The sequence below is a fragment of the Streptomyces sp. NPDC111802 genome, assembly GCF_055634335.1.
In genome coordinates, this window is the sequence record NZ_JBVKCZ010000068.1 from 1 (window position 1) to 20,580 (window position 20,580).

20 protein-coding genes are annotated in these 20,580 nt (G+C 71.9%); 13 read left to right on the forward strand and 7 right to left on the reverse strand.

The genetic code is table 11. The features are described from left to right. Nucleotides 1-90: 90 nt before the first annotated feature. Nucleotides 91-1,575, reverse strand: a complete 1,485-nt coding sequence (locus ACZ7NC_RS40900) for an MFS transporter (RefSeq protein WP_471496574.1) — start codon at nucleotides 1,573-1,575, stop codon at nucleotides 91-93. A gap of 86 nt (nucleotides 1,576-1,661) precedes the next feature. On the opposite strand from ACZ7NC_RS40900, the gene ACZ7NC_RS40905 reads away from it, so the two are divergent. Next, nucleotides 1,662-2,072 carry a MarR family winged helix-turn-helix transcriptional regulator gene (locus tag ACZ7NC_RS40905; RefSeq protein WP_471496576.1) on the forward strand — a complete coding sequence of 137 codons (411 nt, stop codon included), beginning with the start codon at nucleotides 1,662-1,664 and terminating at the stop codon, nucleotides 2,070-2,072. 18 nt (nucleotides 2,073-2,090) lie between these two features. On the opposite strand, the gene ACZ7NC_RS40910 is transcribed toward ACZ7NC_RS40905, so the two are convergent. Then, nucleotides 2,091-2,831: a maleylpyruvate isomerase family mycothiol-dependent enzyme gene (locus tag ACZ7NC_RS40910; RefSeq protein WP_471496578.1), complete on the reverse strand. Its 741-nt coding sequence runs from the start codon at nucleotides 2,829-2,831 to the stop codon at nucleotides 2,091-2,093. Between the two features lie 173 nt (nucleotides 2,832-3,004). Further along, on the reverse strand, nucleotides 3,005-4,177 hold the full coding sequence (locus ACZ7NC_RS40915; RefSeq protein WP_471496580.1) for an MFS transporter: 1,173 nt from the start codon (nucleotides 4,175-4,177) through the stop codon (nucleotides 3,005-3,007). Nucleotides 4,178-4,324: 147 nt separating this feature from the next. Between ACZ7NC_RS40915 and ACZ7NC_RS40920 the strand changes: the two genes are divergently transcribed. Continuing rightward, nucleotides 4,325-5,863 (forward strand): CYTH and CHAD domain-containing protein, encoded by a 1,539-nt coding sequence (locus ACZ7NC_RS40920; RefSeq protein ID WP_471496582.1) that lies wholly within the window; start codon nucleotides 4,325-4,327, stop codon nucleotides 5,861-5,863. 209 nt (nucleotides 5,864-6,072) lie between these two features. Then, entirely contained in the window at nucleotides 6,073-7,551 is a 1,479-nt protein-coding gene (locus ACZ7NC_RS40925; protein WP_471496584.1) for a glutamate-cysteine ligase family protein, read from the forward strand. Between the two features lie 7 nt (nucleotides 7,552-7,558). On the opposite strand, the gene ACZ7NC_RS40930 is transcribed toward ACZ7NC_RS40925, so the two are convergent. From ACZ7NC_RS40930 to ACZ7NC_RS40940, 3 genes are all read right to left on the reverse strand, one after another. Beyond that, nucleotides 7,559-8,701 (reverse strand): Gfo/Idh/MocA family protein, encoded by a 1,143-nt coding sequence (locus ACZ7NC_RS40930; RefSeq protein WP_471496586.1) that lies wholly within the window; start codon nucleotides 8,699-8,701, stop codon nucleotides 7,559-7,561. Next, on the reverse strand, nucleotides 8,671-9,381 hold the full coding sequence (locus tag ACZ7NC_RS40935) for a ThuA domain-containing protein (RefSeq protein WP_471496588.1): 711 nt from the start codon (nucleotides 9,379-9,381) through the stop codon (nucleotides 8,671-8,673). The genes ACZ7NC_RS40930 and ACZ7NC_RS40935 overlap by 31 nt, the downstream gene beginning before the upstream one ends. 130 nt (nucleotides 9,382-9,511) lie before the next feature. Further along, nucleotides 9,512-11,068, reverse strand: a complete 1,557-nt coding sequence (locus tag ACZ7NC_RS40940; RefSeq protein ID WP_471496590.1) for an acyl-CoA carboxylase subunit beta — start codon at nucleotides 11,066-11,068, stop codon at nucleotides 9,512-9,514. Nucleotides 11,069-11,245: 177 nt separating this feature from the next. On the opposite strand from ACZ7NC_RS40940, the gene ACZ7NC_RS40945 reads away from it, so the two are divergent. The 10 genes from ACZ7NC_RS40945 (at nucleotide 11,246) to ACZ7NC_RS40990 (ending at nucleotide 19,816) form a co-directional block, all read left to right on the forward strand. Beyond that, nucleotides 11,246-12,352 carry an AMP-binding protein gene (locus ACZ7NC_RS40945; protein WP_471496592.1) on the forward strand — a complete coding sequence of 369 codons (1,107 nt, stop codon included), beginning with the start codon at nucleotides 11,246-11,248 and terminating at the stop codon, nucleotides 12,350-12,352. Continuing rightward, entirely contained in the window at nucleotides 12,352-13,779 is a 1,428-nt protein-coding gene (locus ACZ7NC_RS40950; RefSeq protein WP_471496595.1) for an aldehyde dehydrogenase family protein, read from the forward strand. Before ACZ7NC_RS40945 ends, ACZ7NC_RS40950 begins: the two co-directional genes overlap by 1 nt. A 29-nt stretch (nucleotides 13,780-13,808) precedes the next feature. Continuing rightward, nucleotides 13,809-14,306 (forward strand): FAS1-like dehydratase domain-containing protein, encoded by a 498-nt coding sequence (locus tag ACZ7NC_RS40955; protein ID WP_471496598.1) that lies wholly within the window; start codon nucleotides 13,809-13,811, stop codon nucleotides 14,304-14,306. 1 nt (nucleotide 14,307) lies between these two features. After that, nucleotides 14,308-14,739 carry a MaoC/PaaZ C-terminal domain-containing protein gene (locus tag ACZ7NC_RS40960; protein ID WP_471496601.1) on the forward strand — a complete coding sequence of 144 codons (432 nt, stop codon included), beginning with the start codon at nucleotides 14,308-14,310 and terminating at the stop codon, nucleotides 14,737-14,739. An 89-nt stretch (nucleotides 14,740-14,828) separates the two neighbouring features. Further along, nucleotides 14,829-15,092 carry an acyl carrier protein gene (locus ACZ7NC_RS40965; RefSeq protein ID WP_471496603.1) on the forward strand — a complete coding sequence of 88 codons (264 nt, stop codon included), beginning with the start codon at nucleotides 14,829-14,831 and terminating at the stop codon, nucleotides 15,090-15,092. Nucleotides 15,093-15,112: 20 nt separating this feature from the next. Next, nucleotides 15,113-16,369 (forward strand): beta-ketoacyl-[acyl-carrier-protein] synthase family protein, encoded by a 1,257-nt coding sequence (locus ACZ7NC_RS40970; RefSeq protein ID WP_471496629.1) that lies wholly within the window; start codon nucleotides 15,113-15,115, stop codon nucleotides 16,367-16,369. A gap of 28 nt (nucleotides 16,370-16,397) precedes the next feature. Further along, complete coding sequence (locus ACZ7NC_RS40975; protein WP_471496605.1) at nucleotides 16,398-17,504, forward strand: beta-ketoacyl synthase N-terminal-like domain-containing protein; 1,107 nt, start codon at nucleotides 16,398-16,400, stop codon at nucleotides 17,502-17,504. A 34-nt stretch (nucleotides 17,505-17,538) separates the two neighbouring features. Further along, nucleotides 17,539-18,285 carry a 3-oxoacyl-[acyl-carrier-protein] reductase gene (fabG, locus tag ACZ7NC_RS40980; RefSeq protein ID WP_471496607.1) on the forward strand — a complete coding sequence of 249 codons (747 nt, stop codon included), beginning with the start codon at nucleotides 17,539-17,541 and terminating at the stop codon, nucleotides 18,283-18,285. A 17-nt stretch (nucleotides 18,286-18,302) separates the two neighbouring features. Further along, complete coding sequence (locus ACZ7NC_RS40985; protein ID WP_471496609.1) at nucleotides 18,303-19,010, forward strand: DsbA family protein; 708 nt, start codon at nucleotides 18,303-18,305, stop codon at nucleotides 19,008-19,010. Next, nucleotides 19,010-19,816, forward strand: coding sequence for an aminotransferase class IV (locus tag ACZ7NC_RS40990; RefSeq protein WP_471496611.1), 807 nt, complete (start codon nucleotides 19,010-19,012; stop codon nucleotides 19,814-19,816). The genes ACZ7NC_RS40985 and ACZ7NC_RS40990 overlap by 1 nt, the downstream gene beginning before the upstream one ends. On the opposite strand, the gene ACZ7NC_RS40995 is transcribed toward ACZ7NC_RS40990, so the two are convergent. Then, nucleotides 19,817-20,539 (reverse strand): hypothetical protein, encoded by a 723-nt coding sequence (locus ACZ7NC_RS40995; protein WP_471496613.1) that lies wholly within the window; start codon nucleotides 20,537-20,539, stop codon nucleotides 19,817-19,819. Between the last annotated feature and the right edge of the window lie 41 nt (nucleotides 20,540-20,580).

Here is a 20,580-nt window from a genome sequence, read left to right on the forward strand (position 1 = left end):
ACCAGATACGACAAGACCGCCACCTCCTATGAAGCGGCGGTCACACTCGCGTCGTTCCTGCTCTGGGCAAGATCCCTTTGAAGACGGACCCTAGTCGCGGAGCGCCACACGCTCCGCATCCGCCTCCCTCGCGGTGGACTTGGCGACCACGACGGTCCGCTGCCCGCGGCGGGTGCGCAGTCCGGTGAGGGCGATCAGCAGTCCCGCGACCGCGATCCCGGTGATCACGACCAGGGCGGGCAGATAACTGTCGAGGACGGCCTGCGGGGACGCGGGCTCCGCGGGCGCGTTCGCGGTCAGTACCGCGGTCACGACGGCGAGGAAGAGCGCGCCGCCGACCTGGACCGAGGTGTTGAGCAGACCCGAGACCATGCCCTGCTCGTGCTCGTCGACGCCGTTGGTGGCCTGGACGTTGAGCGAGGGGAAGGTCAGCGCGAAGGCCGAGCCGACCAGCAGCATGGTGGGCAGGATCACCGCCGCGTAGACCGGGTCGAGGTCGATGCGCAGGAACAGGACGTAGCCCGCGACCATCAGGGCGAAGCCGATCGCGATCAGCCGCGCCGTGCCGAACCGGTCGATGATCGCCCCGACCTTCGTCGCCGACAGCGCCACGAGCGCGCCCGCCGGCAGGAAGGCCAGCGCCGTGTGCAGCGCCGACCAGCCGAGCAACTGCTGCATGTACAGGGTGACCAAGAACTGGAAGCCGATGTAGCTGCCGACGAACGTCAACGCGCCCAACTGCGCCCGCACCTGGGCCCCGGAGCGCAGCACGCCCAGCCGGATCAGCGGGCTCGGGCTGCGCCGCTCGACGAGGACGAAGGCCGTGAGCAGGACGAGAACGGCGGCGAAGGACAGGACCGTGCGGGCCGAGCCCCAGCCCGCCTCGGGCGCCTGGACGACGGTGAACACGAGCAGCAGCATCGACGCGGTGCCGAGGATGGCGCCGGGGACGTCGTAACCGCCCTCCGTCCGTTCGCGATCGCTGCGCGGCAGCAGCTTCAGGCCCACGGCCAGGGCGATCAACGCGATCGGCGCGGGCAGCAGCATCGTGAGGCGCCAACTGGCCTCCGTGAGCAGGCCGGAGAAGACGAGCCCCATCGAGTAGCCGGTGGCGCCGCAGGTGGTGTAGATCGACAGCGCGCGGTTGCGCACCGGGCCCTCGGCGAAGGTCGTGGTGATGATGGACAGGCCGGCGGGTGCCGTGAAGGCCGCGGCCAGGCCCTTGATGAAGCGGCTCGCGATCAGCAGCGGGCCCGAGTCGACGAGCCCGCCGAGCAGCGAGGCGAGCGCGAACACGGCCAGAGCGACGAGGAACACCTGGCGCCGGCCCAGCAGGTCGGCGGTCCGTCCGCCGAGCAGGAGCAGCCCGCCGTAGCCCAGGATGTAGCCGCTGACGATCCATTGCAGGGTCGAGGTGGACAGGTCCAGGTCGGCGCCGATGGACGGCAGGGCGACGCCGACCATCGACACATCCAGCGCGTCCAGGAACATCGCGGCGCACAGCACCAGCAGGGTGCCCCACAGCCGGGGGGTCCAGCGTCCCTCGGTGGTGGGGGAGTTGAGCGGAGAGGTCATGCCGAGGACACTACATGCGCATGCATGAGATGCAAATGCATTTAATGTGGGTGCAACAAACGCGGATTTCTGCTACGGTGCCGCGCATGGCGGCGAAGAAGGCCGAGCAGGCGCTCGTGAACCAGTGGCGGGACATCCTGGCGCTGCACGCGCGCACACAGTGCGAACTGGACCGCGCGTTGCACCAACACGGCCTGTGCGCCAGCGACTTCGAGGTGCTGGACGTCCTGGCCGAGGGCTCGGCGCGAGGCGGCTCGAAGGGCCCGGGGCGCGGTTCGGCGTTCCGTGTGCAGGAGATCTCCGAGCGGGTGCATCTCAGTCAGAGCGCGCTGTCCCGGCTGATCGCCCGGCTGGAGAAGGACGGCCTCGTCGAGCGCTGTATGTGCGCACAGGACCGCCGTGGCGTGGTCGTGGCCCTCACGGCCAAGGGGAAGGCGCTGCACGGTGAGGTGCTGCCCGTGCAGCGGGAGGTGCTGACGAGGATGCTGACGAACTGACCGGCGTACGGCCGGAGTTCAGCTCCAGGTGACGGCGGAGTTCTCCCGCCACAGCGTGGCGATCGAGGCATCGCCGGTCACCTGCGGGAAGGGCAGCCTGTTCCAGAGCGACAGATACAGCTGGGCCGCCGGTCCGGCGATCTCGCAGTCCGCGGGGCCGCTGTCGCCGCGCTCGGCCGCGGGTGGCTCCTGCGACAGCCGTACGGTCCACACGGCGTCGTCCATGTCCATGGCCCGCACCCGCAGCACCCGGGGCTCGGCGCTGCGGACCCGGCTCTTGCGCCGGGCGTGGAAGGCGCACAGCAACTCGTCGACGCCGTCCGCCGCGAAGCCGGGGTCGATCACGCTCGGGGTGCCGCCGTGTGCCGTCTCCGCGTCGAAGCGGTGCACGGTCGTCTCGTGGGCCTGTCTGCGCGCCCAGAACGCGAGGGGTGACGGGGCGGGCAGGAAGTGCCAGCACCGCAGGTCGGCGGGGGCGCCGGCCAGCGTGTCGACCAGATGGCGATGCCCGTCGCGGAACCAGGCGAGCAGCTCCGCCCCGTCGAGGCCGGGCAGGCCTCCGTCCGGGTGGTAGGAGGTGTGCCCCTCGGCCACGAACGCCGCCGCCCACCGGTGCACCATCCCCGTGTGCCGCACCAGGTCCCGCACCTGCCAGTCCGGGCAGGTCGGCACCTTGGCGTCGACCCCGGCCTCCTCGGCGGCCGTGGCCAGCAGCAGACCCTCGCGGTCCAGGGTTCGAACGAAGTCGGCTGTCTCCATGGGGGTGAGTGTGCCCTATGGGCGCACGGCTCGTGCCGGAGCCCGAGGCGAGGGCCGCCGCCCCGGGACTCGACCAGCACGGTCGCTCGGCCGGGCACAGCCGATGACGATGCGTGGAGGCGTGCCGTCCGGTCATGACGGTGAGCGCGGACGGCGCGGACGACGTGCCGAACTCAGTCGGACCGGCTGGTGCGTCGTGTCGCGACCCCGATGAGCGTGGCGATCGCCGCCAGTACGGCGACGCTGGTGAGGGCCACGGGCAGGGAGAACCAGTCCGCCATGAAGCCGATGGCGGGCGGTCCGAGGAGCATGCCGCCGTAGCCGAAGGTGGAGGCCGTGGCGACTCCGCTCGGGCCGGCGAGGGTGCCCGCGCGTTCGACGGCCACCGGGAAGAGGTTGGCGAGCCCGATCCCGGTCACCGCGAAACCGAGCAGCGCGGCCCACAGCGAGGGCGCGAGCGAGCCGAGCAGCATCCCGGCCGCCGCGGTGGCGCCGCCCGCCACGACGGTACGGCCGTGGCCGAGCCGTTCGAGCAGGGCCGTACCGCTGAGCCGGCCGATGGTCATGGCCAGCGCGAAGCAGGAGTAGCCGACGGCGGCGACGCCGGGCGAGGCGTCCAGGTCCTGTTCGAGGTGCAGGGCGCCCCAGTCGGCCATGGCGCCCTCGCCGTAGGCCGTGCACAGGGCGATCAGACCGAAGACGATCACCAGGCCGCGCGTTCTGCCGTTCAGGCGGCGCGGGGTCTTCTGCGTGGCGCGTGCGGGGCCCGCGGTCGCGGCGGGCTCGTGGCGCAGCAGCGTCCGGCTCGTCGCGGCCGTCACCAGCAGCCCGATGACGGCGAGGCCCAGTAGATGCCGGGTGGGGGAGACGGCCGCCGCGACCAGTCCGCCGAGGCCCGCGCCGACCATGCCGCCCAGGCTGAAGGCCGCGTGGAAGCTGGGCATGATGGGCCGCCGCAGGGCGCTGACCAGGTCCACGGCGGCGCTGTTGAAGGCGACGTTGATGCCGCCGTAGGCCGCCCCGAAGATCACCAGGACGGCGCCCAGTGCCGGCACCGAGTGGGTGAGCGGGGGCAGGGCCACGCTGAGGGACAGCAGGACGGCACAGACGACGGTGACCTGGTGGCTGCCGTAGCGGCGGCAGAGGCGGCCGGTCATCGTCATGGTGAGCACGGCGCCGGCGGAGACGCCGAGCAGGGCCAGCCCGAGGGCGCTGGCGGAGGCGCCGGTCTGTTCCTTGACGGCGGGGATGCGGACGACCCAACCGGCGAAGAGAAAGCCGTCGAGGGCGAAGAAGACGGTCAGGGCGATGCGGAGGCGGCTGAGGTCACTGGGGGTACCCGGCACGGCGTTGTGCGTTCGGGTTTTGTTTATTGGCGGCACAAAACAACGCTAGGCGGATGCGGGGAGCAGAGCAAGGTGTTTGCCGCGGGGCCTCGCGGACCTGGGCGCTCTTCGGCGTTTGAGTCGTCCTGAGGCGTGTACCGGATGGGTATGACCCAGTCGAAGCGTGAGACAGAGCGAAAGTACGATGCTCCGTCGGCCGAGGACACCTCGTGGCTCCCGGAGCTCACCGGCGTGGACCGCATCGCGTCGGTCGTGGAGCAGGGCACCGACGAACTGGACGCCGTGTACTACGACACCGAGGATCTGCGCCTGGCCGGCGCGTCGGCCACGCTGCGGCGACGGACGGGCGGGGGCGACGCCGGCTGGCATCTGAAGCTGCCCCTGTCGCAGGACAGCCGGGAGGAGGTGCGGGCCCCGCTGTCCGACACGGTCCCGGACACCCTGCGTGAGCTGGCCCTTTCGCGTACCCGAGGGGCGGAACTGACGCCGGCCGTCCGTATCCGGTCCACCCGTGACACCCGGCACCTCGTCGACTCCGACGACACGGTCCTGGCCGAACTCGTCGTCGACGGGGTCCGCGCCCAGTCCCTACGCGGCATGCCCACACTGGCCGCCTGGACCGAGCTGGAGGTCGAGCTTGCCGAGGACACCGATCCCTCGCTGCTGGACGTCGTGGACAAGACGCTGCACAAGAACGGCATCGAGCGTGCGGACCACCCGTCGAAGCCGGCCCGCGCCATGGCGGAGACAGGTGTGGGCGGGCGGCGACTTCCGGACACCCGTGCCGAGGCCGTCGTAGGCGGTTCGGCCGGTGAAGAGGTCCTCAGGTACGTGGATGAGCAGGTGCGCAAACTGGTGGGCCTGGATCCCGCGGTACGCCGCGACCTGCCCGACTCGGTGCACCAGATGCGCGTGACCTGCCGTCGACTGCGCAGCGTCCTGCGTTCCTACCGGTCGGTGCTGGACCGCGAGGTCACCGACCCGATCCGCGACGACCTCAAGTGGCTGGGCGGCGAGATGGCCGCGGAACGCGACCAGGAGGTCCTCATGGAACGGCTCGGGAAACGCATCGGGGCCGCACCCGACGAGCTGGTCCTCGGACCCGTGGCCGCCCGGCTGAAGGCATGGAACGTCGCCCGCACCGCCGAGGCGCGTCGGCGCACCCTCCAGGCCCTGAACGCACCGCGATACCTGGCCCTGCTGGACTCCTTGGCCCGCCTCACCGAGCAGCCCCCGCTGCGTCGCAAGGCCGCCCGCAAGCCGGAGAAGGTGATGGCCAAGGCCATCTTCAAGGAATACGACCGGCTGGCCGACCGGACGGCGCACGCCCTGGAACTCACCCCCGGAACGGAACGCGACAAGGCCCTCCACGAGGCCCGCAAGTCGGCCAAGAAGACTCGCTACGCCACCGAACCGGCGCTCGCCTCGCTCGGCAAGCCCGCGAAGCGGCTCCGCAAGCGCGTGAAGGCCGTACAGAAGGTGCTCGGGGACCACCAGGACAGCGTCGTGGCCCGGGACGCCCTGCGAAAGCTGGCCCTGGCGGCGCACGCCGCGGGGGAGCCCGGTTTCACCTGGGGCCTGCTGTACGGCAAGGAGCAGGCCGTGGCCGCGGACCGCGAACGGGAACTGCCGACGGCGTGGGCCGACGCGTCGAAACCGGGCCTCCGGAAGGCGGTCGCCGGCTGACGCGTGCCGGCGGATGGGTTCGGCCAGGCTGCCGACAGCGACGACAGCCGCTCATGCCCGCACCGGCGGCCGTGCGTGCCGGCGGCCGATTCCCGACCGCCGGGGCGTCCGGCCAGTGTGCGCTCAGCGGCGCGTGACTGTCCGGGTCCCGCCCGAGGTGCGACGCTGGGACGGACAGGTATCCGCCGAGGGAACTCGGGAGGGCCACGATGGGACGTGATGTGCCGGCCCTGGTGTTCACGCGCGAGGATCGCCGTCGGTACCGGGAGAAGATGCACACCTGCCTCGATGTGCTCGCCCAGATGCTGCGCGAGTCGACCTTCGAGAGCGAGCGGCCCCAGGTGGGGCTGGAGATCGAGCTCAACCTGGTGGACGACGACGGGCTGCCTGCGATGCGCAACACCGAGGTTCTCCAGGCCATCGCCGACCCCGCCTGGTCGAGCGAGCTGGGCCGCTTCAACCTGGAGATCAACATCCCGCCGCGCGAACTGACGACCGGCGGTCCCGGAGCGTGGGAGCAGGCGATCCGCGACGCGCTCAACCATGCCGAGGACCGTGCCTCCGCCGTGGGCGCACACCTGATCATGATCGGCATACTGCCGACGCTGAGGGAGACGGACGTGGGCGAGGCCGCCCTCTCCGGCGATCCGCGGTACCGGCTGCTCAACGAGCAGATCTTCGCGGCCAGGGGCGAGGACCTGCGGATCACGGTGGACGGCGTGGAACGCCTGTCGACGTACGCCGACACGATCACCCCCGAGGCCGCCTGTACCAGCACCCAGTTCCATCTGCAGGTCTCGCCGAGGGAGTTCGCCGCCTACTGGAACGCGGCCCAGGCGGTCACGGGCGTGCAGATCGCCCTGGCGGCGAACTCGCCGTACCTCTTCGGCAAGGAACTCTGGCGCGAGACCCGTATCCCCCTGTTCGAGCAGGCCACCGACACCCGCCCGGTGGAGATCAAGGCCCAGGGCGTCCGGCCGCGGGTGTGGTTCGGAGAGCGCTGGATCACCAGCGTCTTCGATCTCTTCGAGGAGAACGTGCGCTACTTCCCGGCCCTCCTGCCGCTGTGCGACGACGAGGACCCACAGGGGACACACGACCGCGGCGGCGTCCCGGAACTGGGCGAACTGACCCTGCACAACGGCACGATCTACCGCTGGAACCGCCCCATCTACGCCGTCACCGACAGCGGCCCGCACCTGCGCATCGAGAACCGGGTCCTGCCCGCCGGCCCCACCGTGTCCGACACCATCGCCAACGGCGCCTTCTACTACGGCCTCACCCGCGCCCTGGTCGACGAGGACCGGCCCGTGTGGACGCGGATGTCCTTCTCGGTCGCCGAGGAGAACCTCCACACGGCCGCCCGCGACGGCATCGACGCCCGTCTGTACTGGCCCGGCATGGGTGAAGTGCCGGTCACGGAACTGGTGTTGCGGCGCCTGCTGCCCCTGGCCCATCGGGGCCTCGAACTGGCCGGCATGGACGAGGCCTGGCGCGAACCGCTGCTGGGCATCATCGAGCAGCGCTGCGTCAGCGCCCGCAACGGTGCCCTGTGGCAGGTGGAGACGGTCCACCAGCTGGAGAAGGCCGGCGCCGCCGACCGACTCGAGGCGCTGCGGCGGATGACCACGATGTACATGGACTACATGCACCTGAACGCGGCCGCGCACACCTGGCCCGTGGACTGACCGCCGATCAGGGGGAGTCGGCCGGGCCGGCGCTGTCTCCCCGGGCACCGGCACCCCGCCACTCCTCGGCAGCAGTCAGCGGCACAGGCAGGGGTGGTTCCGCCGTTGTCGTCAGCTCGATGCGGCGCCCCTCGGCCGCCGCGCGGAGCAGGGCGGTCATCGTCTCCAGTACGTGCAGGGCGAGTTCACCGCTCGCGCGGGGCGCCCGCCGCGCGTCCGCGGCGACGAAGTCCAGCAGACCGACGCCCCGGGCGCCGTCGGCGTAGCCCGCCGACACCGGGAGCGTGCGCCACTCGGTGCCGTCGAGCTCGAAGAGCCGTACCTCCCCGTCGAAGCGGTTGGGATCGGGGACCGCGAGCGTGCCCGTCTCGCCGTGCACCTCGATCGGAGCGGCGGTCGTGGCGACGCCGTCGAAGCTCGTCGTGATCGTCGTCAGCGTCCCGCCGGTGTGCTCCAGCACCCCGGTGACATGCGTGTCCACCTCGACCGGAATCCGCTCGCCGGCGCGCGGCCCGGAACCGATGACGCGCTCGGCACGCAGACGCCCGGCCGCCCCGGTCACGGCACGCACCGGACCCAGCAGATGGACCAGGGACGCGAGATAGTACGGCCCCATGTCCAGCAGCGGGCCACCGCCGGCGGTGTAGTAGAAGTCCGGCTGGGGATGCCAGCGCTCGTGCCCGGGCGTGACCATCACGGCCGACGCGAACTGCGGGCGCCCGATGCTGCCCGCCGCCACGGCCGCACGTGCCGTCTGGATGCCGGTGCCCAGCACCGTGTCCGGCGCGCACCCCACACCGACGCCCGCCTTCGCCGCGGCCTCCATCATGACCTGGGCGTCGACGAGTTCGGCGGCCAGCGGCTTCTCCCCGTAGACGTTCTTCCCGTGGCCGATGGCACCGAGCGCGATCTCGGCGTGCGCCGCCGGGACGGTGAGGTTGAGCACCGTGTCCACGTCCGGGCTGCTCAGCAACTCCGCCACGGACAGCGCCTCGACGCCGGGCAGCTCGGCGGCGACCGCGGCCGACCGGGCGGCGTCGAGGTCGGCGACCGCGGTGACGCGTACGGCGGGGTGCCCGACGAGCGTGTCCAGGTACGCGCGGGAGATGACGCCCAGTCCTACGACGCCGATGCGGTGCGCGTCGCCCACAGCATTCCCCTCTCGATGACGGTGCGGACGGCGGGGTGTTCCAGTACGTCGAGGCTGTGCCCCGGTGTCGTCACCACGACGCGGCCGGCGCCCCACAGCCGGGTCCAGATCGCCGGCGAGGTGACCGGCCGATGCCAGGAGTGCCACGGCCGGGTGGGATGGGTCGTGGTGGCCAGGACGTCGATCAGGTCGTCGTGGAGCACCCAGTACTGCTCGGTGTGCAGCTCGAAGTCCTCGATGCCCGCCGTGACCGGGTGCGCACGGCCGAGCTCCGTGATGTCGACCGTGTGCGGCAGGTAGTTGTCCTCCTGAACGCCCCGGCGCTCGCACGGCTCCTTGCCCGGATGGGTGGCGAACTGCCCGCCCACCAGATGGAGATAGTCGGAGGAGGCCCGGAACGAGTCCGCGATGCCGCCGTGCCAACCGGTGAGGCCGGTGCCGGCCACGACCGCCGCGCTCAGTCCGGCCAGCTGCTCGGGGCTGATCTGCGACATCGTGACGCACTGCACCACGAGATCGGTGCTGGCCATCGCGGTCGCGTCGGCGTAGACGTCGGTGGACTCCTCGATCCGTACGGCGTATCCGTTGTCGCGCAGGAAGGGCAGGAACAGCTCCGTGGCCCGGACCGGCTGATGCCCCTCCCATCCGCCTCGGACCACCAGGGCGTTCTTCCGCGTCATCTCGTCCCTTCGGGGGGCGTGGGACCGCCCCGTCGCGAATCGGCACCCTCACTATGTGCCAGGGGCGGGCGTCCCGGAAAGAGTCGCGGGACGACGCGAAACTTTCGCGGCCGAAGGCGCGTCGCCGCAGCTACTGCGGTGGGTTGCCGTGCTTGCGGTACGGCAGGTCGGCGTGCTTCGTGCGCAGCATGGCCAGGGTGCGGATCAGGGTCTCGCGGGTCTCGGCGGGGTCGATGACATCGTCGACGAGGCCGCGTTCGGCCGCGTAGTAGGGGTGCATCAACTCGGCGGCGTACTCCTTGACGAGCGCCGCTCGAACGGCCTGTGGATCGTCGGCCTCGGCGATCCGCCGGCGGAAGACGACGTCGGCCGCGGCCTGCGCGCCCATCACGGCGATCTCGTTGGTCGGCCAGGCGTAGGTCGCGTCCGAGCCGATGGACTGCGAGTCCATCACGATGTACGCCCCGCCGTAGGCCTTGCGCAGGACGACGGAGACGCGGGGCACGGTGGCGTTGCAGTAGGCGTACAGAAGTTTCGCGCCGTGCCGGACGATGCCGCCGTGCTCCTGGGCGACACCTGGCAGGAACCCGGGGACGTCCACCAGGGTGACCAGCGGGATGCTGAACGCGTCGCAGAGCTGGACGAAACGGGCCGCCTTCTCGCTGGCCCGGGCGTCCAACACCCCGGCGAGCCGCGCCGGTTGGTTGGCGACGACGCCGATGACATGGCCGTCGAGGCGGGCCAGGCCCACGACGACATTGGTGGCCCAGCGTTCGTGCACCTCGAAGAACTCGCCGTCGTCCACCACTTCCTCGATCACCGCGTGCATGTCGTAGGCGCGGTTGCCGTCGGCGGGGACCAGGTCCAGCAGGGCCGTGCCGGGTCGGTCGGGAGAGTCGGTGGGCGCCACCGCCGGAGGCTGTTCGCGGTTGTTGGCCGGGAGCAGCGAGAGCAGGTACCGCACCTCCTCCAGACACGTCTCCTCGTCGTCGTACGCGAAGTGGCACACGCCGCTGGTCTCCGCGTGCACGTCGGCGCCGCCCAGCCCGTCGTGGTCGATCTCCTCGCCGGTGACCGCCTTGACCACGTCGGGTCCGGTGACGAACACCTGCGAGGTGTCCCGCACCATGAACACGAAGTCCGTCAGGGCGGGGCTGTAGGCCGCACCACCCGCGCACGGGCCCAGCATCACGCTGATCTGCGGGATCACCCCGGACGCCCGGGTGTTGCGCAGGAAGATGCCGCCGTAGCCGGCGAGCGCGGTGACGCCCTCCTGGATGCGGGCGCCCGCCCCGTCGTTGAGGGACACCAGCGGCGCCCCGGCGGCCAGGGCCATGTCCATGATCTTGTGGATCTTCTCGGCGTGGGCCTCGCCCAGGGCCCCGCCGAAGACGCGGAAGTCATGGGCGTAGACGAAGACGGTACGGCCGTGGACCGTGCCCCAGCCGGTGATCACGCCGTCGGTGTGGGGCCTTCTGCTCTCCAGCCCGAACCCCGACGCCCGGTGCCGCCGCAACTGCTCCGTCTCGCGGAACGACCCGGCGTCCAGCAGCAGGTCGATCCGCTCACGTGCGGTCATCTTGCCTTTGGCCCGCTGGGTCGCGGTCGCCTTCTCGCCGGGTCCGCGCAGCACCCGCTCGCGCAGCTCGCGTAACTCCGCGGTCCGGCCGCGGGAGTCTCCGTGCACGTCGTTCCCCCGTCCGCGGAGGCCCCGGGCGGGCCGTCCCGTCCCGGCCCGCTGCCGCGCATCCGCTCCTCCCGACGGTAACTCACCATCAAAGTTTGCACATCCCTTGACTGAGAATGTAACTCTGTGCGAGCGTGGAATCGCAGCTGATCGCCATGCCTCTGGGGAAGGACGCACATGTCGGACCACGGCCGCACGGACCCGGTTCTCGACTGCCCGGCCGACGAGACGCCGGACGGCGAGGAACTCATCACCGCGGCGATGCGGTGGCACTTCAGCCCGGAGACCGGCTCACGGTTCTGGCTCGAGCGGGCCGGGAAACTCGACTTCGACCCGCTCACGGACGTCAAGTCCTTCGACGACCTCAGGCTGTTCCCCAACCTCGTCAACGAACTGCGTGACGTCCGCGTCGAGGAGCTGATCCCGCGCGGCCTCACACTGCCGGACGACCTGTACGGCGTCTACGAGAGCGGCGGCACCACCGGAGCGCCCAAGCGCGTCGTCTGCACGACCGACTGGATGGACCGCTGGCTCGCCTTCAGCCAGCGGCACCTGGACGCCCGCGGCTGTCCGCGTGGCGTCAACTGGCTGGCGCTGATGCCCGACGGCCCGCACATCTTCGGCGCCGCCCTGCGCGAGGGCGCGCGGCGCAGCGGCGGCATCCTCTTCACGGTCGACATGGACCCGCGCTGGGTGAAGAAGTGCATCGCCGAGGGCCGCGCCGAGGACGCCGCACGCTATGCCGACCATCTGGCCACGCAGGCCGGGTTCCTGCTGGAGACCCAGGACATCGGCGTGATGATCACCACCCCGCCGTTGCTCCAGCGCCTCGCGCAGGACGACCGTATGGTGACGCTGATCAACGAGAAGGTGCGCTACATCCAGTGGGGCGGCGCGCACATGGACGCCGACACCCGCCATCTGTTCCGCACCGAGGTCTTCCCGGGCATCCAGCTCCAGGGCGCCTACGGCAGCACCATGATCCTCGGCGGCTCGCTGGAGCGCATCGAGCCGCCCGGCGAGGACACTTGTGTCTTCGACCCCTTCGCGCCGTACATCTCCTTCTCCGTCATCGACCCGGGCACCGGCGAGACGGTCCCTTACGGCGAGCGCGGCCAGGTCGTCATGAACCACATCAGCAAGGCGATGCTGCTGCCCAACAACCTCGAACGCGACACCGCCGTGCGGATGCCGCCGCCCGAGGGGCAGATGGGCGACTCGGTCGCCGACGTCAGTCCGGTGGCGACCTTCGACGACCAGGCCGTCATCGAAGGGGTGTACTGATGCCCCGACAGGCCGCCCTGGTCGCCGAGCCGGCCGTCGGGGCCACCGGCGAGCGGCTCGTCCAACTGGACGCGTTCGGCGCCAACGGCCCCTATCGCGCCCGCAACCGCCTGACGGTGCCTGATGTGACGGGCGCGCCGCTCGCCGAACTGAGCATCGTGCCGCAGCTGTTCGTGCAGCGCGGCCTCGCCGCCCTGCGGTCGGCCGAACCGCTGCCGCCCGCCGAGCGGGCCGCCGCACTGGAGCGGGCCGGCCGGCTGTTCGCCTCCGCCACCCTCGGCGGGCTGGACCCCGACGCCTACCGGCAGTTGGTCAGCCGCTGCTCCGGACTGCCGATCTCCGTGGTCCGCGCCGCGACCGGGATCGTCGCGGACGCGGCGGCCCAGGCGGCCTCCACAGTGCTCCAGGCCCGGCCCCAGGCGGCGGTCGGCGACTGGCGGGAGCCTGCGACCCGCGCCGGCAGCGCGGTGTGGACGCGCCGCGGCAACGTCTTCGCCGTGCACGCCGCGGGCAACCACCCCGGAGTGCACGCGCTGTGGCTGGAGGCCCTCGCCCTCGGCTACCGAGTGGTCGTACGGCCGTCGCGGCGCGAGCCGTTCACCCCGCACCGGCTGGTCGCCGCACTGCGCGAGGCGGGCTTCGGCGCCGGTCATGTGGCGCTGACCCCCACCGACCACACCGTGGCCGACACCGTCATCGCCGGCGCGGACCTCTCCCTCGTCTACGGCGGCGACGACGTGGTGCGCAAGTACGGCGGGCACAACACCGTGCTGCCCCAGGGACCCGGCCGGGCGAAGATCCTTCTCACCGGCGCGGACCGGCGAGCCCACCTGGACATGGTCGTCGACTCGGTCGCGGACGAGGGCGGCACCGCCTGCGTCAACGCCACCGCCGTCCTCGTCGAGGGCGGGCCCGCCGAGGCCGCCGCCGTGGCCGACGCGCTCGCCGCCCGGCTGGCGGCCATCCCCAGCCTGCCGCCCCAGGATCCCGAGGCCGTCCTGCCCGTACAACCCCTGGCCGCGGCCCGCGCCATCGAGGCCTACCTGCTGCGCAGCGCCCGCGGCGCCACCGCGCACCTCGGCGGCGACGGCATCGTCGACGAGCTGGGCGACGGCAGTGCCGTACTGCGCCCGGCGGTGTTCCGGCTCGACCGCGCCGACGCCCCGCAGACCGGCGTCGAACTGGGCTTCCCCTGTGTGTGGGTGGCGCCCTGGACACGCGCCGACGGCGTGGCACCGCTGCGCGACACCCTGGTGCTGACCGCGATCACCGACGACGAGCGGCTCCTTCAGCAACTGGTCGACGAACCCACCATCAGCAATGTCCACGTCGGCGACCACCCCACGTACTGGATGCGGCCGGGCCTCCCGCACGACCGATACCTCGCGGAATTCCTCATGCGGACCAAGACCGTCATCCGGGACTGACCGCCGGACAGCGCACAGCAGGGGGCGACATGGCACTGAACCACGACTTCATCGGCCGCACACACGGGCCGAGCGAGGTCTACGAAGTCAGCCGGGAGAAGATCCGCGACTACGCGATCGCGACCGGCGACACCCATCCGGTCTACCTCGACCCCGAGGCGGCACGGGCGCTCGGCCACCCGGACGTGATCGCGCCGCCCTCCTTCGCCGTCATGCTCTTCTTCCGCTTCGGCGGCTGGCCGCTGTACGACCCCGAGTTCGGCAAGCGGAGGGAACCGGTGTGCGTGCACCGGGCCCAACGGGTCGAGCACCAAAGGCCGATCAGGCCCGGCGACCGGCTCGTCCAGACCACGACCGTCGACGACATGAGCGTGCTGGGCGAGCACGAGCAATGGGTGATGACCCATCGGATCAGCACGGTGGACGGCGAGCACGTGTGCACCGTGGTCAACACCATCCTCTCGCGCGGCACGGCGGACCTGCCCCGGCAGGCCCCCGCTCCGGTGCTTCAGCCCCAGGAGGCGTGACATGGCGGCCAAGGTCTCCCACGACGACATCGAGGTCGGCACCCAGATACCCGCCCAGGACATCACCGTGCGGCGCGTCGACCTGCTGCGCTACTGCGGGGCGTGCTCGGACTTCACCGCCACGCACTGGAACGAGCGGATCGCCAAGTCGGTCGGACTGCCCGACGTCATCGCCCACGGCACCTACACCATCGCCGCCGCCGTACGGGTCGTCACCGACTGGGTGGGCGACCCCTCGGCCCTGCTGGAGTACAGCGTGCGCCGCTTCACCCGGCCGGTCGTCGTGCCGGACGACGACGAAGGGGCGACCGTGCGGATCACCGGCGTGGTCGAGCGGAAGCTGGACGAGCGCAGGGCCGTGATCAGGCTGCGGGCGCGTTTCGAGGGGCTGGAGGTGATGTCCGGGGCGCGGGCCGTCGTACGGCTGGCCTGAGCCCGCACCCTCAGAAGGGGGCCGCCCGACGCGGCGGCTGATGCGACGTCTTCCCGCACAACCGGATGCACCACAGGAGGAGCACACACATGACCAGCACCGACATCACCGCGGAGCGGGAGAACCAGATCAAGCAGCTCGTCGCCGACATCCTCGAGCTCGAACCCGACGACATGACCCGCACCAGCCGGTTCAAGGAGGACCACGAGGCCGACTCGCTGCTCGCCATCGAGATCCTCGCCTCCCTGGAGAAGACGTTCAAGATCACCATCGCCCAGCAGGAACTCGCCCGCATGGTGAACCTGGAGGGTGTGTACGAAGTGGTGGCCGAGGCCGCCGCGGCCCGGCGGTAGGCGGCGGCGTGTCGTCGACCATGACACCGCGCCGTGTCGTCGTCACCGGCCTCGGCGCCGTGACCAGCATCGGGATCGGCGCCGACGAGTTCCTCACCGGCCTGCGCGCCGGACGCAGCGGAGCCGGACCCATCACCTCCTTCGACTCGACCGGGTTCGACCACTCCCAGGCGTGCGAGATCACCGACTTCGACCCGGCCCGCTTCGTCACCCGGCTGCCGCTGCGCGAATACGGCCGGGCGAGCCACTTCGCCGCCGCGGCCGCCCGGATGGCCGTGGCCGACGCGTCCCTGCCCATCGAGGACCTGCGCGCCACCCGCTCGCTGGTCTCCGTCGGCACCACCGACGGAGAGTCCCGCGACCTCGACGGACTGGCCCGGCAGGAAGTGGAGCTGGGGCCCGCGCGGATGGACCCGGTCGTGGCGCGCCGGGTCCCGGCCGGGCGGCTGTCGGTGGCCGCGGCCCGGGAACTGGGGCTGGTCGACGTCGAGGCCGTGACGCTGCCGACCGCCTGCGCGGCCGGCAACTACGCCATCGGCTACGGCTACGACGCGGTGCGCACCGGGGAGTTCGAGTACGCGCTGTGCGGCGGGGCGGACGCCGTCTGCCTGAAGACCTTCGCCGGCTTCTACCGCCTGGGCACCATCGCCCCCGAGCGCTGCCAGCCCTTCGACCGTGACCGCAAGGGCATCCTGACCGGCGAGGGCGCCGGGATGATGCTGCTGGAGAGCCTGGAGTCGGCCCGCGCACGCGGCGCTCGTATCCACGCCGAGGTGCTGGGCTACGGCCTGAACTGCGACGCCGACCACCCGGTGGCCCCCAACGAGGACAGCTTCGCCCGCTGCGTGCGACTGGCCCACGACAACGCGGGCGTCACCGCCGACGACGTCGACCTGATCTCCGCGCACGGCACCGGCACCAAGGCCAACGACGTCAGCGAGGCCCGTGCCATCCGTCAGGTCTTCGACGGGAAGCCGCCGCGCATGATCTCCATCAAGTCGATGATCGGCCACACCATGGGCGCGGCCAGCGCCCTCGCCGCCATCGCCTGCACGCTGGCCCTGCGCGAGGGGTTCATCCCGCCCACGATCAACCATGTGGAGACCGACCCGGAATGCGACATCGACTGCGTGCCCAACCGGGCGATCGACGCCGACCTCAGGGTGGTGCAGAACAACGCGCTGGCCTTCGGCGGCAACAACGCCGTGCTGATCCTGGGCCGTTACGAGCCCGACGGCGCCCGGCAGCCGCACCGGGACGAAAGGGGAGCGGCATGAACTGCCTCACGCTGCACAGGAGTTGCCGATGAGCGCGCCGGGACCGGTCATCACCGCCTGGTCGGCGGTGTCCGCGTTCGGCGTCGGACGGGAGGCGTTCGGGGCCGGCGTCCGCTCGGGGCGGCCCGTCGTCACGGCCCTGGACCCCGAGCGCTGGGCCGCGCCGACCGACCGGGCCTGTCTGGTGCCCGGCGCGGAGCCACGCGAGCTGCTGGGCCGCAAGGGCACCCGGTCGATGGACCGGGTCACCGGCCTCGCGGTCGCCGCCGTGGGCCGGCTGCTCGACGACGGCCGAGGCGGGCGCATCCCGGGGCTCGACGAGGACACCGGCCTCGTCCTCGGCACCTCCAACGGCAGCGTGAGCAGCATCATGACCTTCACCCGGGACTCGCTCACCCAGGACCGGCCCTACCTGGTCGACCCCGCCCGCTTCCCCAACACGGTGATGAACTGCGCGGCGGGACAGTCGGCGATCCGGCACGGGCTGCGCGGGCCCAACGTGACCATCGCGGGTGGCCGGGCCGCCGCCCTGCTCGCCCTCAACCACGCCCAGCGGCTGCAGCGTTGCGGCCACGCCCGCTCCGTCGTGTGCGGAGCGGCCGAGGAGTTCTCCGCGGAACGGGCCTGGCTGGACTGGCACGCGCGCGGCGAGGGCGGACCCGATGAAGGCGCCGAGGCCGCCCTGACCGGTGAGGGATGCGCGGTCCTCCTGCTCGAAGCTGGCACCGACGCCTCCGCCGGCCGATCCGCCCTCGCCGAGGTGGCCGCCGTCGAGATCGCGCTGCCCGCCGACGAGAAGGACGCGGGGCCGGTGCTCGCCGACTGCGTGCGACGTGCCCTGCGGCGCGCCGGCCTGACGGTCGCCGACCTGTGGGCCGTCGCCCCGGCGAGCACGCCCGGACCCTGCGGCGCACAGGAACGCACCGCGCTCACCGAGGTGCTGGGCGACCACCACCCGCTGCTGCTGTCCTGCACCGAACTGCTCGGCGACACCAACGCCGCGTCCGCCGCCTTCCAGATCGCCGCCCTGCTGGCCGGCGCCGAGGACGATCCGACGGCGGCCGGACGGGCGGCACTGGTCACCACCGCCGACCCCGACGGTGTCGTCGGCTGCGCCGTGCTGCGCCTCACCTGACCGCCCGCCGACACCCCTCACGAGAGGATCACCCATGGACCACGACCGGCGGCCCGTCGCGCTGGTGACCGGCGGCTCCCGCGGCATCGGCCGCGCCGTCGTACGCCAACTCGCCTGGGACGGACACGACGTGGCGTTCTGCTACCGGGCCCGCTCCGACGCGGCCCGGGAGGCAGAGAAGGAGGCCGAGGAACTCGGCGCCCGGGTCCTGTCCCGCCCCGCCGACGTGACGGACCCGGACGACGTCAGGGCCCTGGTACGGGACGTCGAGGAGGAGTTGGGGCCCGTCGAGGTGCTGGTCACCTCGGCCGGCATCACCCGGGACAACCCCGTGGTGACCATGACCGACGAGGACTGGCGACAGGTGCTGCGGATCAACCTCGACGGTACCTTCACCGCCTGCCACGCGGTGATCATGGGGATGATGAAGCGCCGGCGAGGCGTCGTCATCACCCTGTCCTCGGTCTCGGGCGTCTACGGCAATCCGCGCCAGGCCAACTACTCCGCATCCAAGGCCGGGATCATCGGCTTCACGCGGGCCCTCGCCAAGGAGGTCGGCGGCTTCGGCGTCCGCGCGAACGTCGTCGCGCCCGGATACATCGACACCGACATGACCGCGGTGCTGCGCGAGCGCGAACACCAACGTGCTGTCGACAGCGTGCCGTTGGGGCGGTTCGGCACGGTGGAGGAGGTCGCGGGCCTGGTCTCGTTCCTCGCCTCGGAGCGTGCCTCGTACATCACCGGAGCCGTCGTCCAGGTCGACGGCGGGATCACCATCTAGCGCAGCAGGAGGCCGCCATGGCGCCCGCACCGCGTCGTCCCCGTTTCTACTTCTCCTTCCGCAGCCCGTACTCCTGGCTGGCCTTCCACGACCTCACCACCCGCCATCCGGCTGTGGTGGACGCCCTGGAGTGGCGGCCGTTCTGGGAGCCGGACGCGCACAGCGAGCGGCTGCTGGCCGAGGCCGGCGGCCGATTCCCCTACACGCCGATGTCGCGTGAGAAGCACCTGTACATGCTGGGCGACGTGCGACGGCTGGCCGCCCGGCGCGGACTGGCGGTCACCTGGCCGCAGGACGTGGCGCCCTGGTGGGAGGCTTCCCACCTGGCCTATGTGGTCGCCGCGGCGGAGGGACGGGGCCTCCCCTTCATCGAGCGTGTCTACCGGGCTCGCTGGCAGGAGGACCGGGACATCTCGGATCGCAAGACGATCGGGGAACTGGCCGCCGACGTCGGAGTCGACGCCGACGCCGCCGAGCACGCGGCCGACGACGACCGCGTCCGCGCCGAGGGGGTGCGGGCGCTGCTCGACATCCATCGCGACGACGTCTTCGGCGTGCCGTTCTTCATCCACCGCCGACAGAAGTTCTGGGGGGTCGACCGGCTCGCGGACTTCCTCGCCGCGATGGGGGAGAGGGGCGAGGGGGCGGTGCCGGAGGTGCCGGTGAGCGTGGCGGCGTACGATGCGCGGTCCAGTGACCTTGGACATGCGGGGGGTTGCGGCTGATGCAGGCCGGGCGACGGGTGCGTTGGATCGGCCCGGGCCGCGGGTTCGTGTCGCTGGACGAACAGCCGGCGCCGGTCCTCGTAGCCGACTCCTGGCTGGTCGAGGACGGCCGCTCCAGGGCACTCGCGGCCCACTCCGAACGGTTCTCCACCGCCTGCGCTCAGCTGCGCCCCGTACCGCCCCGGCAGACCGCCGCCTTCCTGCACGAGGCCCTGCCCCAACTCCCGCCCGCCGGGCGCTGGTTCCCCCGCCTGGAGCTCGCCGAGGCCGACGGCACTCCCTGCCTCCAGCTCTGGATCAGGCCCGCGCCCGCGCGCGGGGACGCCGTACGTCTGTGGCTGCCGCCCGAACCCGACCGGCGTACCCGGCCCGCGATCAAGGGCCCCGATCTCCCTTACCTCGCCGACCTGCGCGAGGCCGCCCAGGCCGCCGGTGCCGACGAGGCCGTACTGCTCTCTCCCGACGGACGGCTGCGTGAGGGCGGCACCACCAGCATCCTGTGGTGGCGCGACGGCACCCTGTACGCCCCGCCCGAAGGCCCCGACGTCCTGCCCGGAGTGACCCGCGCCCAACTGCTGCGGCTGGCAAGGGAGTCGGGTGTGCCGGTCGGCTTCGAGTCACCCGTGCCCGGTGATCTGGACGGACTGGAGGTGTGGGCCGTCAACGCGCTGCACGGCATCCGTCCCGTCACCCAGTGGGTCGGCGCCGATGTGACGGCGGGCCCCGCCGGGCGGGCGGCGCGGTGGCGCACCCGCCTGGAACTCCTCGCGGCGCCACTGGCCCGGGCCGGCGACACCGCCCGCTGATCAGCCCACCACCAGCGCCGGACACACCCGTACCACCGCGATCCCGCGATCGCTCCGCCCCAGCCGGAACCGCACCTTGTCGTGCAGCACGGTGCCCGAGGCGGCTTTCCCGTCGACCAGCGGCTCGCCCGGGAACAGTGTGAAGGTCCAGCCGCCGCCCACCTCGCAGTCCGGCAGCTCGCTCCCGGACTGCAGCACCCGTGCGCCCCAGATCTGGCGCACCATCAGGTCCCGGGTGTCGACGCCGTCCACCGTGAAGGACCCGGCGTCCGCGGCCGTGATGTCGTCGAAGCTGCCGAAGTGCAGGCCGGCCGCGCCGGTGACGGTGGCCACCAGCGTCCAGTCGGTGCCCGGCGGCACCACCACCCGGCCCGCCGGCAGGGCGCGGTCGACCACATCGACCGCGCCCTTGCCGGTCTTCCCGGTCTGGTCGGCGCGCATCGCCGGATCGACCGCCCCTCGGGTGTCGAGCTTGTCCGGATCGGGCACCAGCAGGACGCCGAAGACGGCCTCGTCGGCGAACCGGGCACCCTGGAAATGCTCCCGAAGCGCCTCCACCGCACGCTCCGCTCGGTCCCAACGCGAGGCGTCGACGGCCCGTTTGAGATACGCGGCGGTCGGGAGCGGCAGCCCGGCCCGCTCCACGCCCTCGCGTACGGACTCGCAGGTGTTCCATCCCGATTCGGCCAACAGCTTGATCTGCTCGCTGGCAAACAATGCCACCTCCGGTCGGCATGTCGCGGGTGCGCGGCCGCGTTCCGCGG

Bases quoted from the DNA above. Each gene is read 5' to 3' on its own strand.
- ACZ7NC_RS40970 (WP_471496629.1), top strand. From the start codon at position 15,113: ATGACACCGCGCCGTGTCGTCGTCACCGGCCTCGGCGCCGTGACCAGC.
- ACZ7NC_RS40910 (WP_471496578.1), bottom strand. From the start codon at position 2,831: ATGGAGACAGCCGACTTCGTTCGAACCCTGGACCGCGAGGGTCTGCTG.
- ACZ7NC_RS40965 (WP_471496603.1), top strand. From the start codon at position 14,829: ATGACCAGCACCGACATCACCGCGGAGCGGGAGAACCAGATCAAGCAG.
- ACZ7NC_RS40990 (WP_471496611.1), top strand. From the start codon at position 19,010: ATGCAGGCCGGGCGACGGGTGCGTTGGATCGGCCCGGGCCGCGGGTTC.
- ACZ7NC_RS40950 (WP_471496595.1), top strand. From the start codon at position 12,352: ATGCCCCGACAGGCCGCCCTGGTCGCCGAGCCGGCCGTCGGGGCCACC.
- ACZ7NC_RS40935 (WP_471496588.1), bottom strand. From the start codon at position 9,381: ATGACGCGGAAGAACGCCCTGGTGGTCCGAGGCGGATGGGAGGGGCAT.
- ACZ7NC_RS40975 (WP_471496605.1), top strand. From the start codon at position 16,398: ATGAGCGCGCCGGGACCGGTCATCACCGCCTGGTCGGCGGTGTCCGCG.
- ACZ7NC_RS40985 (WP_471496609.1), top strand. From the start codon at position 18,303: ATGGCGCCCGCACCGCGTCGTCCCCGTTTCTACTTCTCCTTCCGCAGC.
- ACZ7NC_RS40960 (WP_471496601.1), top strand. From the start codon at position 14,308: ATGGCGGCCAAGGTCTCCCACGACGACATCGAGGTCGGCACCCAGATA.
- ACZ7NC_RS40955 (WP_471496598.1), top strand. From the start codon at position 13,809: ATGGCACTGAACCACGACTTCATCGGCCGCACACACGGGCCGAGCGAG.
- ACZ7NC_RS40945 (WP_471496592.1), top strand. From the start codon at position 11,246: ATGTCGGACCACGGCCGCACGGACCCGGTTCTCGACTGCCCGGCCGAC.
- ACZ7NC_RS40900 (WP_471496574.1), bottom strand. From the start codon at position 1,575: ATGACCTCTCCGCTCAACTCCCCCACCACCGAGGGACGCTGGACCCCC.
- fabG (WP_471496607.1), top strand. From the start codon at position 17,539: ATGGACCACGACCGGCGGCCCGTCGCGCTGGTGACCGGCGGCTCCCGC.
- ACZ7NC_RS40920 (WP_471496582.1), top strand. From the start codon at position 4,325: ATGACCCAGTCGAAGCGTGAGACAGAGCGAAAGTACGATGCTCCGTCG.
- ACZ7NC_RS40905 (WP_471496576.1), top strand. From the start codon at position 1,662: ATGGCGGCGAAGAAGGCCGAGCAGGCGCTCGTGAACCAGTGGCGGGAC.
- ACZ7NC_RS40925 (WP_471496584.1), top strand. From the start codon at position 6,073: ATGGGACGTGATGTGCCGGCCCTGGTGTTCACGCGCGAGGATCGCCGT.